Annotated in this window: 14 protein-coding genes; all 14 read right to left on the reverse strand. The window is 55.7% G+C overall.

The window, feature by feature from the left end:
* Positions 1 to 51: 51 nt before the first annotated feature.
* The 14 genes from rpoD to CA948_RS06820 all read right to left on the reverse strand — a co-directional run bounded on the left by rpoD (position 52) and on the right by CA948_RS06820 (position 16,246).
* The gene (rpoD, locus tag CA948_RS06755; protein ID WP_094198377.1) at positions 52 to 2,274 is read right to left on the reverse strand and encodes an RNA polymerase sigma factor RpoD; all 2,223 of its coding nucleotides are present in this window, start codon (positions 2,272 to 2,274) and stop codon (positions 52 to 54) included.
* Between the two features lie 261 nt (positions 2,275 to 2,535).
* Positions 2,536 to 4,542 (reverse strand): DNA primase, encoded by a 2,007-nt coding sequence (gene dnaG / locus CA948_RS06760; protein WP_108727645.1) that lies wholly within the window; start codon positions 4,540 to 4,542, stop codon positions 2,536 to 2,538.
* On the reverse strand, positions 4,539 to 4,751 hold the full coding sequence (gene rpsU / locus CA948_RS06765; RefSeq protein WP_003799344.1) for a 30S ribosomal protein S21: 213 nt from the start codon (positions 4,749 to 4,751) through the stop codon (positions 4,539 to 4,541). The genes dnaG and rpsU overlap by 4 nt, the downstream gene beginning before the upstream one ends.
* Before the next feature lie 122 nt (positions 4,752 to 4,873).
* Positions 4,874 to 5,419 carry a phosphoribosyltransferase gene (locus CA948_RS06770; RefSeq protein ID WP_021446480.1) on the reverse strand — a complete coding sequence of 182 codons (546 nt, stop codon included), beginning with the start codon at positions 5,417 to 5,419 and terminating at the stop codon, positions 4,874 to 4,876.
* A 154-nt stretch (positions 5,420 to 5,573) separates the two neighbouring features.
* Positions 5,574 to 6,869, reverse strand: a complete 1,296-nt coding sequence (locus CA948_RS06775) for an adenylosuccinate synthase (protein WP_009455867.1) — start codon at positions 6,867 to 6,869, stop codon at positions 5,574 to 5,576.
* 74 nt (positions 6,870 to 6,943) lie between these two features.
* Entirely contained in the window at positions 6,944 to 8,101 is a 1,158-nt protein-coding gene (locus tag CA948_RS06780) for an ATP phosphoribosyltransferase regulatory subunit (protein WP_108727646.1), read from the reverse strand.
* A gap of 170 nt (positions 8,102 to 8,271) precedes the next feature.
* Entirely contained in the window at positions 8,272 to 9,159 is an 888-nt protein-coding gene (hflC, locus tag CA948_RS06785) for a protease modulator HflC (protein WP_094197050.1), read from the reverse strand.
* Positions 9,160 to 9,168: 9 nt separating this feature from the next.
* Positions 9,169 to 10,488: an FtsH protease activity modulator HflK gene (gene hflK / locus CA948_RS06790; protein WP_094197051.1), complete on the reverse strand. Its 1,320-nt coding sequence runs from the start codon at positions 10,486 to 10,488 to the stop codon at positions 9,169 to 9,171.
* The gene (gene hflX / locus CA948_RS06795; RefSeq protein ID WP_094197052.1) at positions 10,472 to 11,560 is read right to left on the reverse strand and encodes a GTPase HflX; all 1,089 of its coding nucleotides are present in this window, start codon (positions 11,558 to 11,560) and stop codon (positions 10,472 to 10,474) included. Before hflX ends, hflK begins: the two co-directional genes overlap by 17 nt.
* A 78-nt stretch (positions 11,561 to 11,638) precedes the next feature.
* Entirely contained in the window at positions 11,639 to 11,875 is a 237-nt protein-coding gene (hfq, locus tag CA948_RS06800) for an RNA chaperone Hfq (protein WP_003799329.1), read from the reverse strand.
* 116 nt (positions 11,876 to 11,991) lie between these two features.
* The gene (gene hisC / locus CA948_RS06805; protein ID WP_108727647.1) at positions 11,992 to 13,074 is read right to left on the reverse strand and encodes a histidinol-phosphate transaminase; all 1,083 of its coding nucleotides are present in this window, start codon (positions 13,072 to 13,074) and stop codon (positions 11,992 to 11,994) included.
* Positions 13,074 to 14,432 (reverse strand): ribosome biogenesis GTPase Der, encoded by a 1,359-nt coding sequence (gene der / locus CA948_RS06810; RefSeq protein WP_108727648.1) that lies wholly within the window; start codon positions 14,430 to 14,432, stop codon positions 13,074 to 13,076. The genes hisC and der overlap by 1 nt, the downstream gene beginning before the upstream one ends.
* Positions 14,429 to 15,607 carry an outer membrane protein assembly factor BamB gene (gene bamB, locus CA948_RS06815; RefSeq protein ID WP_094197055.1) on the reverse strand — a complete coding sequence of 393 codons (1,179 nt, stop codon included), beginning with the start codon at positions 15,605 to 15,607 and terminating at the stop codon, positions 14,429 to 14,431. Before bamB ends, der begins: the two co-directional genes overlap by 4 nt.
* A 3-nt stretch (positions 15,608 to 15,610) precedes the next feature.
* Positions 15,611 to 16,246 carry a YfgM family protein gene (locus CA948_RS06820; protein WP_094197056.1) on the reverse strand — a complete coding sequence of 212 codons (636 nt, stop codon included), beginning with the start codon at positions 16,244 to 16,246 and terminating at the stop codon, positions 15,611 to 15,613.
* Between the last annotated feature and the right edge of the window lie 2 nt (positions 16,247 to 16,248).

Raw genomic sequence — 16,248 nt, forward strand, 5'->3', positions numbered from 1 at the left:
GGCCTGAAAAGGCCGGGTTTTTTATTTTGCCTAAGCAAACAAGCTAAAGACTTACTGGCTTTCCAGAAAGCTCTTCAACTTATCAGCACGGCTAGGATGACGCAACTTGCGCAAAGCCTTGGCCTCTATTTGACGAATACGCTCACGCGTGACATCAAACTGCTTGCCCACCTCTTCCAGAGTCTGGTCGGTGCTCATCTCGATACCAAAACGCATGCGCAGCACTTTAGCTTCGCGTGGCGTCAGGGAATCCAGGACATCTTTCACCACGTCGCGCATGGAACCGTGCAAAGCCGAATCCGATGGCGAAACAGTGTTGTTGTCCTCGATGAAATCGCCCAAGTGGGAATCGTCATCGTCACCGATAGGCGTTTCCATGGAGATGGGCTCTTTAGCGATTTTCAGGATCTTGCGAACCTTGTCCTCGGGCATGTCCATCTTCTGGGCCAGGGTTGCGGGATCGGGTTCAACGCCGGTTTCCTGCAAGATCTGACGATTGATACGATTCATCTTGTTGATCGTTTCGATCATGTGAACCGGAATACGAATCGTGCGGGCCTGGTCAGCAATCGAACGCGTAATGGCCTGACGAATCCACCACGTTGCATAGGTGGAGAATTTGTAGCCACGACGGTATTCAAACTTGTCCACCGCCTTCATCAAACCGATATTGCCTTCCTGAATCAGATCCAGGAACTGCAAACCACGGTTGGTGTACTTCTTGGCAATCGAGATCACCAGACGCAAGTTGGCCTCGGTCATTTCGCGCTTGGCTTTACGAGCCTTGGCTTCACCGGTGGTCATGCGTTTGTTGACTTCTTTGAGATCCTTCAAAGGCAGAACAACGCTGGTTTGCAGGTCGATCAGCTTTTGCTGAACTTCCTGAATGGCAGGGATATGGCGTTCCAGAATGGCGCTGTAAGCGTGGTTGCCAGCAACCTCTTGCACCACCCAATCCAGATTGGTTTCGTTGCCTGGGAAAGCCTTGATGAAATGCGCACGTGGCATATCAGCACGATCCACACAGATGTTCAGGATTTCGCGTTCGTGCTGACGCACAATTGCAACCTGCTCACGCATGGTGTCGGCCAGCTTTTCCACCATCTTGGCGGTAAAGCGAATGCCCATGAATTCGTTCAGGATGGTTTCCTGTGCCTGCACGTAACCGGGGCTCTTGTAGCCATCGGTCTCGAAAGACACGCGCATCTTGTCAAACCATTCGCCAATGATGTCGAATTTCTTGAGCGACTTGTTGCGCAGGTATTCAATCTGCTTGCTGCTCATGCCGCCGGCTGGACCTTCGTCCTCATCGTCAGCGCTCACGCCGGAACCGGCGTATTCCTCGCCATCATCGTCCACCAGGCCGTCAACCACTTCGTCGATCTGCATGACGCCTTCACGCACACGCTGAACATAGGCCAGAATTTCGTTAACCGTGGTTGGGCAGGCGGCAATCGCCATCACCATGTGCTTCAGACCATCTTCGATACGCTTGGCGATTTCAATTTCACCTTCGCGAGTCAGCAGTTCCACCGAGCCCATTTCGCGCATGTACATACGCACAGGGTCAGTCGTGCGACCGAAGTCGGAATCCACCGTGGTCAACGCAGCCTCAGCTTCGTCCTCAACATCGTCGTCGCTGGATGCCATGGGCGCGTTATCGCTCATGAGCAAGGTATCAGCGTCGGGAGCCTGGTCGTAAACCGAAATACCCATGTCACTGAAGGTGCCGATAATGCCATCAATGGCTTCGACATCCACCAGATCATCGGGCAGGTGGTCATTGATTTCACTGTAGGTCAGGTAACCGCGATCCTTACCCAGCTTGATCAGGGCTTTGAGGCGGTTGCGACGGGCTTCCTGTTCTTCAGGGCTCAGTTGGCCACGTACCCCAAAAACGTCTTTTTCGGCTTTGGCGCGCTTGGCACCACGCTTGGCCACCGGCTTGAGATCAGGAATGACCTCTTCTTCGCCCATTTCGTCGTCATCGACAAAATCGATACCGTCGTTATTGGCATTTTTTGCAGGACGTCCACGGCGACCGCCGGTAGCGGCTTTAGCCGCTGTTTTCTTGGCAGCCGCTTTTTTAGCTACCGTTTTTTTAGCAGCCGCCTTTTTAGCTGCCTTTTTGGCAGGCGCTGCGCCTGGCTCTCCACTTTCGTGAAGCTCATCGAGCTCTACCGAGCTTGATGCCCCTGATTTTGCTGTCGCGGCCAAGGTTTTCTTAGCAGACCGAGAGACCGTCGTCGAGGTTTTACCAGTCGTTTGAGTCATATTTTCTTCCATAGACGCCATTTACCCCTGTGGCACTAAATGTGTAGCCACCGAGTCGTACAGGCAAAAGAGCCTGATGATGAGCGTGTTCACAACCGGCTTGCGCCTGGGCGTGTTGCGCGAGCGAACCCTAAGTCATTTAATCCCTGGCTCATGGGCTCAAGGCATAAGGTGGTTCACAATCCGCTAACCCGCCGCATTTGCTTGCGTACCAGTTTTAACCCCCTGGCCGGCCACAAACACCACACATAACCCATTATTTTACTTCACTTGCCGAGTATAAGCAGCATTCAACAAAGCAATACGGCGTGTCAATTCTTGATAACGCTGACGCTGCTCGGGCTCTTTCAAGCCCGTAGTGATCAATGCCGACTGCTCTGCCTTGATCGCATCCAGTTCGATGCGATGCAGCGCATCACGCCATTCGCCTTGGGGATCGGGCAATTCTTCCTCGCCCAAAAGCTCCGTGGCCAGCGCCTCAAGCACTGGGGCCAAGTCAGACTCGGGGTCCACGGCCTCCAGCAACGCGCCGGCGTGACGCGCCGAACTGATATTACTTAAGGCGATCAGCTCTTGCACCAACCGTAAGTGGGGGCTTTGTGCCAAAATTTCAAGCTGTTGATCGCCTAGTCCTCCCACCAAAGTGGGATGCCCAATAAGCAAGCGCAGCAATCGCTTGGCCATCGGGGTCACGGTACGGCTGCCACCGAGGACAGCACGCTCTTGCCGTTGGCGATTATTCTTGCCACCCTTGCCTCGCCCTGAAACCGGCCGCTCCTGGTATTGTTCCTGAGGCTGCCAATCGGGCTCATCTTGCCAACCATCCATCGGCAAACTGTCGGCAAAGGAACCATCAAAGCCGTCCTCAAACGGGGCCATCTCATCCGTTGCGGGCGCAGCTTGTATCGGTACAGCAGGCCTGGCGACCAGGCCGTCCTGTGCCGGTGGCGTATCGACAACAGCTCGACGCAACGGCTCTACCGTACTCAAACGCTGCGCCAGCTCTTCCGGAGTGAGCAGCACCATGCGGGCAAATTCATGTTGAATCTGCACCTTCAAAGTGCTGTCGGCCAGCTCCAGCAACAAAGGCAACGCTTCGTGTACACAGGCCGCGCGACCTTCTGCCTCGTCCATACGATGATGGGCAGCCAGTTCATCCAGGAAAAAGCGTGATAACGCCGCTGCTTGCTGGGCTTGCTCGCGAAACGCTTGCGCGCCGTACTCACGAACAAACGAATCCGGGTCGTGGTTATCCGCCAAAAACATGAAGCGGATGGAGACATCATCACGAACCAAGGGTAAGCAGGTATTCAAGGCACGCCAGGCAGCTTTGCGCCCAGCCCTGTCACCATCAAAGCAGAACACCAGCCTGTCGCTGGCGCGCATTAATTTGGTGATGTGGTGTTCGGTGGTCGCGGTGCCCAATGTCGCCACAGCGTTGTGCAAGCCATGTTGCGACAGCGCCACCACGTCCATATAACCTTCAACAATCAGGACAAAGCCTTCTTGGCGTATGCCCTGACGCCCTTCCCACAAGCCGTAAAGCTCATGCCCTTTGGAAAACAGCGTCGTTTCTGGTGAGTTCAGGTACTTGGGTTCGCCTTTTTCGATCAGACGGCCACCAAAGCCAATGATATGGCCTTTGGTACTGCGGATCGGGAACATGACACGCGAACGAAAACGATCGTAGCGACGACCATCCTCGGACTCGATCACCAAGCCGGACTCAACCAGTTGCTTGTCTTCGTATTGCGGAAAAACAGCCGATAGCCCGCGTCGCTCGGTACCTGTCCAGCCTAGGCCGAAACGGGCAGCCGTCTCCCCATCCAGGCCACGACGTTTTAAATAATCGATCGCAATGGGAGATTGTTTTAGCTGACGCAGGTAATGCCCCTGTGCCGTCTCAAGAATATGATGCTGGCGCGATAGCTCGTCTTTACGACGCGCATCGGCAGCACGTTGGCGTGGGGTGCGATCTGCTTCGGGCACAGTCATTCCGACGGACCCAGCCAAGCTGCGTACCGCCTCGGGGAATGAAGCCCCGGTGTGTTCCATCAGGAACGAGATAGCCGATCCGTGAGCGCCGCAACCGAAGCAATGGTAAAACTGCTTGGTCGGACTGACTGTAAATGAAGGGGATTTTTCGTTGTGAAAAGGGCACAGGCCAAGCAAGTTGGCCCCGCCTTTACGCAACTGCACATATCGCCCGACGACATCTACGACATCGACACGGGCGAGCAGTTCCTGAACAAAAGATTCAGGGATCAATACAAGCGTGGGGGCAGTTGCTGGCTGCGGATGCGTTTGTAGTGGCGCTTCACGGCGGCTGCGTGTTTACGCTTGCGCTCAGCCGTTGGCTTTTCGTAGAATTCGCGCGAGCGCAGCTCGGTCAACAGACCGGTTTTTTCAATAGTGCGTTTGAAGCGGCGCAAAGCAACTTCAAAAGGTTCGTTTTCTTTCAGGCGAACAATGGACATGTAATCCCTGACCTTTGTAAAAAGAGTTAGCGTAACAGATAGCCCAACATGGTAGCACGATTGCAGGCATACACCAAGCAAGGCGCAATTAGGCTATCCACCAAGTATCTGAATACCAACGATCAAGCCTGACCTGTACCCTTACGGATCCAGGCGTCCAGCTGATGAGGGCGAATGCTATCGTAGTCCTCAAAAGGCTGATGAATCCAGGGATTTGTGGGCAACTTGGACACGTAGTAGTCTGGGTCGACTTGTGCGTGGCCTTTCCACCACAAAACAGCGGTTTTCAGCTCGGTGATCGCAGGAAACTGTGCACGCAAGTGATCGCGTACACGCATAAAAGTCTTGCCGGTATCGACCATATCATCGACCAGCAGCACATTGCCATCCAAGGTGCCACGGGTAATGGTGATGTATTGCGCAATATCCAGATCGCCCTGTTCGGTACCGGCGGCCTCACGATAACTGCTGGTGGCCAAAATACCCAAGGGCACATCATAGATGCGCGAAATAACGTCTCCCACTCTCATGCCGCCTCGAGCCAGGCAAACAATTTTGTCGAATTTCCAGCCTGATTCGTGAATGCTCAGGGCCAATTGCTCAATCAGGCGATTGTATTGTTCCCAGGAAACCCATTCATCAGTATCGCTATTTGGGGGCAGACTCATATGTATTCCAGATATAAATGCACTAGCTGCGCTTTGGTACCTGCAAAACAAGAGTCTGGTAGGCCAACGCAGCGTCCAGAACGACAAAGCGGCCCTTCAGGCCGCTCTGTACGCACCGTACAACGGTGCAAGGCATTATACCGCGATAAATCGCTTATTTGGTAAACGGATCGCGCAATACAATAGTTTCGTTGCGATCTGGCCCTGTGGAAACCATGTCGATAGGCACATCGCACAGTTCAGCAATACGTTCCAGATAACGACGAGCGTTGATAGGCAGCTTGTCGTAGTCGGTCACGCCCACTGTGGACTCGGTCCAGCCGGGCATTTCTTCCAGAACAGGTTCGGCTTCAGCAACCGCGTGTGCACCGTAAGGCAAAACGTCCAGGAACTCGCCCTTGTAGCGGTAACCCACACCAATCTTGATTTGCTCAACGCCGTCCAGCACGTCCAGCTTGGTGATGCACAGTCCGGAAATACCGTTGATCATGACCGAGCGCTTCATGGCAGCCGCATCAAACCAGCCACAACGACGGGGACGGCCGGTTACGGAACCAAATTCCTTGCCCACGGTAGCCAGACGCATGCCGGTGTCATCCAGCAATTCGGTTGGGAATGGACCCGAACCCACACGTGTCGTGTAGGACTTGGCAATGCCCAGCACGTAGCTCAGTTCCTGAGGACCGACACCCGAACCCGCAGAAGCCGCACCGGACAGACAGTTGCTGCTGGTAACGAAGGGGTAGGTACCGTGGTCAATATCCAACAGCGCACCTTGAGCACCTTCAAACAGAAGCTTTTGCCCTGCTTTTTTGGCTTGGTACAGGTTGTTGGACACGTCAGCCACCATAGGAGCCAGCTGTTCAGCGTGCTTCATGGCCAGATCACGAACCTGCTCGGCGGAGACCGCTTCGGCGCCCAGGTACTGGGTCAACACGAAGTTGTGGTAATCCAGCGCTTCCGACAGTTTCTCGTCGAAGATTTCGGGGTCGTACAAGTCCTGAACACGCAGGGCACGGCGTGCCACTTTGTCTTCGTAGGCTGGGCCGATACCGCGGCCGGTCGTACCAATCTTCCCGTCGCCTTTACGCTTTTCACGAGCCTGGTCCACAGCGATGTGGTAGGGCAGAATCAGTGGGCAGGCGGGCGAGATCTGCAGGCGCGAACGCACGTCCAGACCGGCCGCTTCCAACTCGGCAATTTCGGTCAGCAGGGCTTCGGGCGAGAGCACCACGCCATTGCCAATGTAGCAAGTGACGTGCTCGTGCATGATGCCCGAAGGAATCAGGCGCAGAATTGTCTTCTTGCCATTAATCCACAATGTATGGCCAGCGTTATGCCCACCCTGGAAACGAACCACGCCATGCGCGGACTCGGCCAGCCAGTCGACGATCTTGCCTTTGCCTTCGTCACCCCACTGGGTGCCAATCACCACAAGGTTTTTGCTCATGTCTAGTATCAGAATAAAGGAGGCCGGCGCGGTGCCGGACCGATAACAATCACCAGCGCCATAAACCGTCTGGTTTACAGCGCCCTAACTTGCCACTGACCGTCCGACAAGACCAGCTCGCGGTCGATCACGAATTCATCCAGATTCAGCTCCTGACCGGGCAGCATCTGAATCACAATTTCACCGTTCTGACGCAACTGCTTGACCGCTGCACTCAGGGCCGCATCATTGCCCCAGGGGGCACGTACAGCGCGGGCCGCCTGAGCCGGCGGCAGGCCAGCCGAGAGCTTGCGCAAATCCAGGCTGAAACCGGTTGCAGGACGGGCACGGCCATACATGCGGCCAATGCCATCAAAACGTCCGCCCTTGACCAGGGCATCGTGCCAGCCTTCCGCATAAACCGAAAAGATCAGGCCCGAATGGTAGGCATAACCGCTGCCGATATCGGCCAGGTCCACCGTAATCTCGTGGCCGGGCAAGGCATCAATAAAGCTGCGCAGGCTGCCCAGGGCTTCGCGCACTTCGGGCTCGTCCGGCAGAACACTGCGGGCACGCTCCAACACGCTGCCATCGCCGTACAGCGAGGTCAAAGCCAGCAGATAACGGGTGGTTTCAGGCAAACAGCCCGATTCACGCCCCAGGGCGCGCAGGCCCGACACATCCTTGGCGTTCAGAAGCTCACACACTTCTGCCACGCGGGTTTTCAAAATAGGATCGCGCTCGATCAGGAAGCGCCCCAGATCGGGGTAGTTCAAGTCCAGACGAGGATGATGCACCCCTGCCCGACCCACGCTTTCCAGCGCCAGTTGCACCACTTCCAGATCGGATTCGATACCGGCATGGCCGAAGATTTCCGCGCCGATCTGCAATAGCTCACGGTCCGACAGCAAACCAGCCGGACGAGCATGCAAGACCGAACCACAGTAGCAAAGCCGAGTCACGCCTTCGCGGTTAAGCAAGTGAGCATCAATACGAGCTACCTGGGGGGTCATGTCGGCGCGTACGCCCATCGTACGACCCGAGATTTGATCGACGACTTTGCTGGTCCGCAGATTCAAATCTGTGCCAGAAACCGCCTGCAGGGATTCCAGATACTCCACCAGCGGCGGAGCGACCAGTTCGAACCCGTAAGTACGATACAAGTCTAGCAAATCGCGGCGCAGCTCTTCGATGCGACGCGCCTCTGCAGGCAAGATATCAGCCAGGCTCTCTGGCAACAACCAATTGGACATACTCGTGCCTCGGACTACTTATAAACGAAAGTTCCAGCCAAACAAAAAGCGACTTAGGGCTTGTAAGCCGCCTAAGTCGCATGCGAAGTGGTGTTAGTAACTTACACGCTAGTATAAACGATCAGGGCCGCGGGTGGAACACCCAACGGCCCTAAGTTCTCTAGCGGGGATCAGTTCGCAGGTGCTGCGGGTGATCCTTGCTCGCCCCAATACTTGAAGAAATCAGAGTCAGGACTGATGACCAGCGTATCGGTCTGCTTGCTGAAAGCACTACGATAGGCTTCCAGGCTGCGGTAGAAACGGTAGAACTCGGGGTTCTTGCCATAACTATCGGAGTAAATAGCAGCGGCTTCACCATCACCCTGACCACGAATGGCCTGAGCTTGTGCGTAGGCATCTGCCAGCAACTCTTCACGCTGACGTTCGGCTTCGGCACGGATACGCTCGCTTTCAGCGGCACCGGTTGCACGCAAGCGGTTTGCTTCTTGTGTACGCTCGGCTTCCATACGGCGGTACACCGATTCCGAAATCTCGGGAGCGAAGTCAATGCGGCGCAAACGCACATCAACCACTTCCACACCCAAAGGACGAGCACGAGCTTCAACGGCAGTCAGCACCTCGCGCATAATGGCATCACGTTCGGTAGACACCACTTCTTTCACGGTACGGACGTTCACCGAAGCGTTCAAAGCGTCACGAATCTGAGCCTGCAAACGCTCGACCGCACCACGATCCGTTGCGCCAAAAGTCACGTAAAACAGGCGTGGATCGGAAATACGCCATTTGACGTAAGAGTCGATCAACAGGTTCTTCTTTTCAGCGGTCTGAATACGCTCGGGGTCCTTGGTTTCAATTGTCTGCAGACGCTTGTCAAGGAACACCACGTTTTCAAATGGCGGCGGCAACTTGAAGTGCAAACCGGGCGTTGTAATGGTATCGCGCACTTCACCCAGGGCAAAAACCAGCGCCGCATCGCGCTCACGCACGATAAATACGGAAGACAGCAGCAGACCGACAATTACCGCCAGGGCCACCAGAGCAGGAAATAAACGTTGCATCAAGCTCTCCTAGCGTGCGTATGGGGAATAAGGGCTGACCAGCGAACCCAGCGAAGTATCCAGGCCGGCTGAGTTAGCAGGTGCCGGCGCTTTGGGTACCGAAGCTGGTGCGGGCGAACGGCTTACCTGCCCTTGAACCGACGCAGAAACGACCGGGGCTGACGGCTCCATATCGGTACGGCTACCTACCTGACGCACGATCTTGTCCAAAGGCAAATAGAGCATGTTGTTATCGCTACGGGTATCAACCAGTACCTTGCTGGTGCTTTCCAGGATTTCCTGAATCGTGGACAGGTACAGACGATCCCGCGTTACACCCGGAGCCTTCACGTACTCGGCCTCAACGCTGCCAAAACGTGCGGTGTCACCCTTGGCATCACCAATCACACGAGCCTTGTAACCCTCGGACTCCTGCATCATGCGAGCCACTTGACCAGCAGCTTCGGGCAATACCTTGTTGGCGTATGCCTGACCCTCATTGATCTGACGCTCGCGGTCCTGACCGGCCTTGACGGCATCATCAAAGGCCGCTTGAACCTGCTCGGGCGGCTGCACGTTCTGGATAGCCACGGTGCTGATCTGAATACCGGTACGGTAACGGTCCAGAATGGACTGAGCCAGTTGCTGCACGTCCGACGCAATCTGCGTACGGCCGGAATACAGAACGGTATCCATAGGCTGTTTGCCCACGACTTCACGCATGGCGGTTTCTGCCGCCTGACGTACCGATTCGTCCGGATTATTGGTGTTGAACAAATAGTCCGGTGCACCGGTAGGCAACAGGCGGTACTGAACCACGTACTGCATATCAACGATATTCTCGTCGGTCGTCAGCATCAGGGACTCAGGCAGGACTTTGTTGCGCGCACTTCCTCGGTAACCCACCTCGAAGGTACGCAACTGGGAAATATTGACAGTTTGGTAATCTTCGATCGGAGCAGGCCAGCGCCATTGCAGACCGGGATTCAAGGTTTTGGTGTACTCGCCAAAACGAGTCACCACGGCAACCTGACCTTCTTGCACGATGGTAAAGCCACTGGCCATCCAAAGACCTACCGCCACCACGCCGCCGATAATCAGCAGCTTGGGGGAGCCTTTAGGCATGGAGGGGCCATTACCACTCCCCGGAGGCATGCCACCCGGAGGGGAACGACGTCCCTTTTTGCCAAATAGAGATCCCAAGCGACTATTGAAGTCACGCCACACCTCGTCGAGGTCAGGCGGGCCATCTTGTTTCTCGGGGCGGCGAGGTGGCTCGGAACCGTTTTTGCCACTGTCTCGTCCCCAACCGGGATCATTGAGATTGAATATTTTATTGTTCAGACGCATTGTTTTCCGCGAAATGACCTGATTCGACGATTGCTGCACGCAACCCGTCCAATCCGATGCGCTCTAAAGCGCTAACAAAGACTCGGGCAATAGTACCATGTTCGTCCCGCTCTACCCGTGGCTCATAGCCAGCCTGGTCAATTTTGTTGTAGACCAGAATACGAGGTATCTCATGGGCCCCGATGTCCTCCAGAACCTTATGAACTTCAGCGATTTGCTCATCGCGTTGAGGGTTGGCGGCATCGACCACATGCAGCAATAAATCCGCATGGACGGTCTCTTCCAAAGTGGCCCGGAAAGCCGCGATCAAGGTCGGCGGCAATTCCCGAATGAAGCCCACCGTATCCGAAATCACGACCTGCCCAGCCCCTTCAATCCAGATACGGCGCGTCGTGGTGTCCAAGGTAGCAAATAACTGGTCGGCCGCGTAGGCATCCGCCCGAGTCAAGGCATTGAACAAGGTGGATTTACCCGTGTTGGTATAGCCCACCAGTGACACCGACAACGTCCCGCTGCGAGTGCGGGCACGGCGCTGGGTACTGCGTTGACGCTGCACCTTGGCCAGACGTTCTCGCAAGGTACGGACTTTGTCGCCAATCATGCGGCGGTCCATTTCCAACTGTGATTCACCTGGACCACGCATCCCGATCCCGCCCTTTTGGCGTTCCAGGTGAGTCCACATCCGGGTCAATCGGGAAGTCAGGTGCTGCAACTGCGCCAGTTCGACCTGCAACTTACCTTCATGGCTTTGCGCCCGCAGGGCAAAAATATCCAGAATCAGAGCAACCCGGTCGACAACGCGCAATTCCAGCTTACGCTCCAGGTTACGCTGCTGTGCCGGGCTCAAGGCATGGTCAAACAGCACCACTTCGGCCTCTGTCGCCTTGGCCAGCGCGACGGCCTCTTCCAGCTTGCCTGTACCAATGTAGTAAGCAGAATCTGGGCGGGAACGACGCACGACCAACTGTTCCACAATCTGGGCGCCAGCACCTTCGGCCAGCATGACGAATTCTTCCGCATGAGCTTTATAGTCCAGCTCGCCCATATCCACACTAATGACCAGTGCCTTCAACGCTTGCTCCAGAAATAAAGACCCGCCCGCGGGCTCCGCGAGACGGGTCTTTCAGAGTACAAAGAACTGGGTGAGGATTTATTCAGCCTGCTCATCCGCAGCCAAAGTAACAGGGCGTGCAGGAACGACGGTAGAGATCGCGTGCTTATACACCATTTGAGTGACGGTATTGCGCAGCAGTACGACATACTGATCGAAGGACTCGATCTGACCTTGCAGCTTGATGCCGTTGACCAGGTAGATCGACACAGGGATATGCTCCTTGCGCAGCGCGTTCAAAAACGGGTCTTGTAGAATTTGCCCTTTATTGCTCATTGGTGAGGCTCCGGTTATGTTGTTTTTCCAGAAATGGAAGCGAATCCCACTACTTTACCGGGTTTTCCCTGAATTCGCACGTTCCAAACTGGAGATTTTTATCTAATAAGTGTATATCAGGCGCCTTGCCCTAAAATCTGCCGCAAACTGTTACACAGTCGGGCACATTGCTCGGGCGATCCTACCGTAATACGTAAATATTGCTCAATACGTGGCTGACGGAAGTGACGAACCAAAATCCCCTGCTCGCGCAGGGCTTGCTGAATACCCGCTGCCGAATGCTTAGGGTGCGTTGCCAACAAAAAGTTCGCTTTCGAGGGTAAAACCTCAAAACCCAACTGCTCCAGATCAGCACGCAACTGTTCGCGAGCATCAATCACCGCCTGGCATTGACGGTCAAAATACTCCGTATCCTTCAAGGAAGCCACGGCGCCCACCTGGGCAATCGTGTCCATAGGGTAGGAGTTGAAACTGTCTTTCACCCGCTCCAGAGCCTGGATGATGTCGGCACTGGCCAGGGCATAACCAACACGCAGGCCTGCCAAGGCACGCGACTTGGACATAGTCTGGATCACAACCAGATTGTCATACTTTTCCAGCAGGCTGACCGAGGAGGTACCGCCGAAATCCACGTAAGCCTCATCCACAACAACCGTGGTATCCGGGTTGGCAGCCAGAATGGTTTCGATATCTTCCAGAGACAGCGGAATACCGGTAGGTGCATTGGGGTTGGCAAAGATAATGCCGGCGGGCGGCAGGCTGCGCTTGCGCACATAGTCCTGCACGTTCAGCGTGAAGTCCTCACGCAGGGGCACGATATCAGCGGGCACACCAAAGTACGAACAGTAAGTGGTGTAGAAGCTGTACGTGATATCGGGCAGCAGGACCGGACGCACACCACGCAGGAACAGGGCGCTGAACACATGGGCCAGCACTTCGTCCGAGCCATTGCCCAAAAAGACATTATTGGCTTTGACGCCATGGTTGTGCGCCACGGCGTCACGCAGCTCCTGCGCGCTGTAAGAGGGGTAAAGACGCAAATCGTCGGTCGCCGCCTGGCGGATCGCTTCCAATGCCTTAGGCGACGGACCGAAAGGATGCTCGTTTGTGTTCAGCTTCAAGAGGTTATCCAGCTTGACCTGCTCACCCGGTACATAGGGAGAAAGCCCTGCTACATGATCACTCCACAAACGGCTCATTACGCGTCCTTCAGATAAGGGTTTTTAGATGATTTGAACTCGATGCGCAAAGGCGTGCCTTCCAACTTGAAGGCCTCGCGAAAACGCGTCTCCAGATAACGGCGATAACTGTCCGAAATGGCATCCAGGGCGTTGCCGTGAATCACCACAATCGGCGGGTTCATGCCACCTTGGTGAGCATACCGCAACTTGGGACGGAAAATACCTTTGCGTGGCGGCTGTTGCTGTTCCACCGCTTCTTGCATGACACGCGTAAGTTTGGGAGTCGACAGCTTGGCGAACGCGGCGGCGTGTGCGGCATTGACCGACTTGAGCAAGGGATTGATGCCCTGCCCTTTCAGAGCCGACAAAGTATGCATCTTGGCAAAGCTCAAAAAACGCAGTTTGCGATCGAACTCACGCTTGATCCACTCGCGCTGGTACTCGTCCAGCCCATCCCACTTATTGATGCCGACAACCAGCGCACGGCCGGTCTCTACCACGAAGCCGGCAATGCTGGCGTCCTGGTCGGAAATTTCCGTGTGGGCATCAATCATCAGCAAGACCACATTACATGCCTCAATCGCCTGCAAGGTCTTGATAACAGAGAATTTCTCCACCGCCTCGAATACCTTGCCGCGTTTGCGCAAACCGGCCGTGTCGATCAGGGTGTATTCCACCCCGTTGCGCTCGAACTCGATTTCAATGGCATCACGCGTGGTACCAGGCTGGTCGAATGCAATCACGCGATCCTCACCTACCAAGGTGTTGATCAGGGTGGACTTGCCCACATTGGGGCGGCCCACAATCGCCAACTTGATACGATGCTGAAACTCCTCATCGTCCTGGCCCTCGCTATCAGAATCGGGGCTGGGCACCTGCTCCAGAGCCAGATTGATCAGCTCTTCCACGCCATCGCCGTGCGAAGCGGAAATCAGGTAAGGCTGGCCCAGACCCAGTTCGTGAAACTCTGCCCCACCGGCCTCATAACGCATGCCTTCGGCTTTATTCACGGCCAACAGCACTTTTTGACCCAGCTTGCGCAGCAACTGCGCAATTTCCAGATCCAGGGCATTGACACCTTCACGGGCATCGACCAAAAAGACAACGACATCGGCCTCGGCAATTGCTTGCTGAGTCTGGCGAGCCATCTCCAGCAACATGCCGGTTTTAGCGACAGGTTCAAAACCGCCCGTATCGACCACAATATAGGGACGTTCACCCACCCGGCCTTCGCCGTAATGACGGTCGCGGGTCAGGCCCGGGAAGTTCGCCACCAGAGCCGCGCGCGAGCGCGTCAAGCGGTTGAACAAAGTGGACTTGCCAACGTTGGCCCGACCGACCAAAGCCACTACGGGCTTAAAAGAAACGCTTTTCAATTGATTCCAACCAAGACCAAATTACCATTGCCGGTCTGGACCAGAACCCCGCGTGGGGTTCCGACCAAAGGCGACACAATGGCACCACCGCCGACACTGACCCGGCCCAACAAGGTGCCGTCCAGTCGCGATAGAAAGTGAACATAGCCTTCCATGTCACCGGCGGCAAGCGCCTGGGGCATGACGGCCAAAGGAGCCAGACTACGGTTACGCAACGCATTCTGCGTCCAGATCGTTTGCCCGTCAGTCATGGCAAACGCTTCAATCTGGCTGCGGCTATTGGCGGCATACAACATATGGTTGTCCGCTGCGATACCGGTACCGGCCGAAAATTCCCTATCCCACACCAAGCGCCCACCTTGGGAAACGTCAAAGCAGGCTACGCGCCCCTGATAGGTGGCGCCGCACAACAAAGGATCGACGACCTGGGGAGCACCCACAACGTCATTAATGCGCTCCAGGTCGGTTGCACCGCGAGAAACAGAGATACTACCTTCCCACACCAGATTTCCCTGAGCGGCGTCAATCGCCATCAGGCGACCATTGGGCATACCTGCCAGCAACAAACCGTCGATAATGCGCATCTGCATGCTGGTTTTCAAGGACAAGGCCGGACCAGGACGCTGTAAGCTCCAACGCAAATCACCCGTACTGGCATCAAAGGCTTGCAGGCGGTAGTCGCTAGTGCGCACGACAACCACACCAGCACCAACGGCAGGAGGCACATTCACGGCACTGCTGCTACGGCTGCGCCACAATTCCTTGCCCGAGTCGTCAAACGCAATCACGTTGCCATCCACTGAAGCCACGGCCGTCACTACGCCATCCGAACCTGCACCAGCCGTCAACTTCTTGCCGGCATTGGTTGACCACTGCACACGACCCGTATCCAGATCCACCTTGCTGACCTGACCCGAGACCGATGCAGCGTAGACCGAAGAGCCAGTCACTTGCGGTGCAAAGCCCGAATCTGCCCCGCTGCCAATAGAGGTGCTCCAGCTAATTTTGGCGGCCACACCGGGAGTGTATTCCGTCAAGGGAGTGGGCTCGAAACGTGGGTCCTTGCTGGAGAACATGGAGCAACCAGCCAAAGCGGTCAGACTCAAAGCCAGAGCACTCAGACGCAAGACACGCATGGCAGAGGATGAGGATGGGCGAATAGTAGAAAGAGACATGCGTTAAGCTCCTGCCAGGGCATCAAGTTTGATCTGGACCAACTGCGAAATAGGGTCTTGCTTGAGCAACTCCACGGCCTGTTTCCAGGCGTCGCGCGCTGCATCGTTCTGTCCTTGAGCGGCCAGAATATCGCCTTTGCGATCCGCAAACAGACCGGCAAAGCTGGCAGGAGGATTTGCCAGTTGAGCCAGCGCTTCGTCATAATTCTTTTGTTCCAGCAAGATACCGGCCAGACGCAGACGTGCCAGCGGGGTCAGCGCGGGGTCGTGGTTGGTTTTGACCATCCACTCCAGTTGCTCTCGAGCAGGCGTCAGATTGCCGCGTTGCTGCAAGGCCTGGGCAGCCAGCAGAACACCGCGAGAGGTGTAGCCAGACTTGGGAAAATCGTTACGCAAGGTCGTACTGGCAGCCAGCACGCGGGCATCAGCCTCTTCGCCGGTCTGGGCAGCAGCACTTTCCAGCGCCTCAAAGTAACCCATGGCCTGACCTGCCTGATGGCCCTGGTACCACTGCCAACCGCGCCAGCCCGCTACCGCAGCCAACGCGGCAAACGCCAGCACAATGCACAAGGTGCCCCAGCGGTCCCACCATGCTCGCATGGCATCTAGTTTTTCCTGTTCTTCAAGATCGTAGGCCATGC

The sequence above is a fragment of the Alcaligenes aquatilis genome, assembly GCF_003076515.1.
GTDB classification, from domain to species: domain Bacteria; phylum Pseudomonadota; class Gammaproteobacteria; order Burkholderiales; family Burkholderiaceae_B; genus Alcaligenes; species Alcaligenes aquatilis.

Coding starts and splice junctions, on each gene's coding strand:
- rpoD (WP_094198377.1), bottom strand. CDS start 2,274: ATGACTCAAACGACTGGTAAAACCTCGACGACGGTCTCTCGGTCTGCT.
- rpsU (WP_003799344.1), bottom strand. CDS start 4,751: ATGTCCATTGTTCGCCTGAAAGAAAACGAACCTTTTGAAGTTGCTTTG.
- CA948_RS06770 (WP_021446480.1), bottom strand. CDS start 5,419: ATGAGTCTGCCCCCAAATAGCGATACTGATGAATGGGTTTCCTGGGAA.
- CA948_RS06775 (WP_009455867.1), bottom strand. CDS start 6,869: ATGAGCAAAAACCTTGTGGTGATTGGCACCCAGTGGGGTGACGAAGGC.
- CA948_RS06780 (WP_108727646.1), bottom strand. CDS start 8,101: ATGTCCAATTGGTTGTTGCCAGAGAGCCTGGCTGATATCTTGCCTGCA.
- hflC (WP_094197050.1), bottom strand. CDS start 9,159: ATGCAACGTTTATTTCCTGCTCTGGTGGCCCTGGCGGTAATTGTCGGT.
- hflK (WP_094197051.1), bottom strand. CDS start 10,488: ATGCGTCTGAACAATAAAATATTCAATCTCAATGATCCCGGTTGGGGA.
- hfq (WP_003799329.1), bottom strand. CDS start 11,875: ATGAGCAATAAAGGGCAAATTCTACAAGACCCGTTTTTGAACGCGCTG.
- hisC (WP_108727647.1), bottom strand. CDS start 13,074: ATGAGCCGTTTGTGGAGTGATCATGTAGCAGGGCTTTCTCCCTATGTA.
- bamB (WP_094197055.1), bottom strand. CDS start 15,607: ATGTCTCTTTCTACTATTCGCCCATCCTCATCCTCTGCCATGCGTGTC.
- CA948_RS06820 (WP_094197056.1), bottom strand. CDS start 16,246: ATGGCCTACGATCTTGAAGAACAGGAAAAACTAGATGCCATGCGAGCA.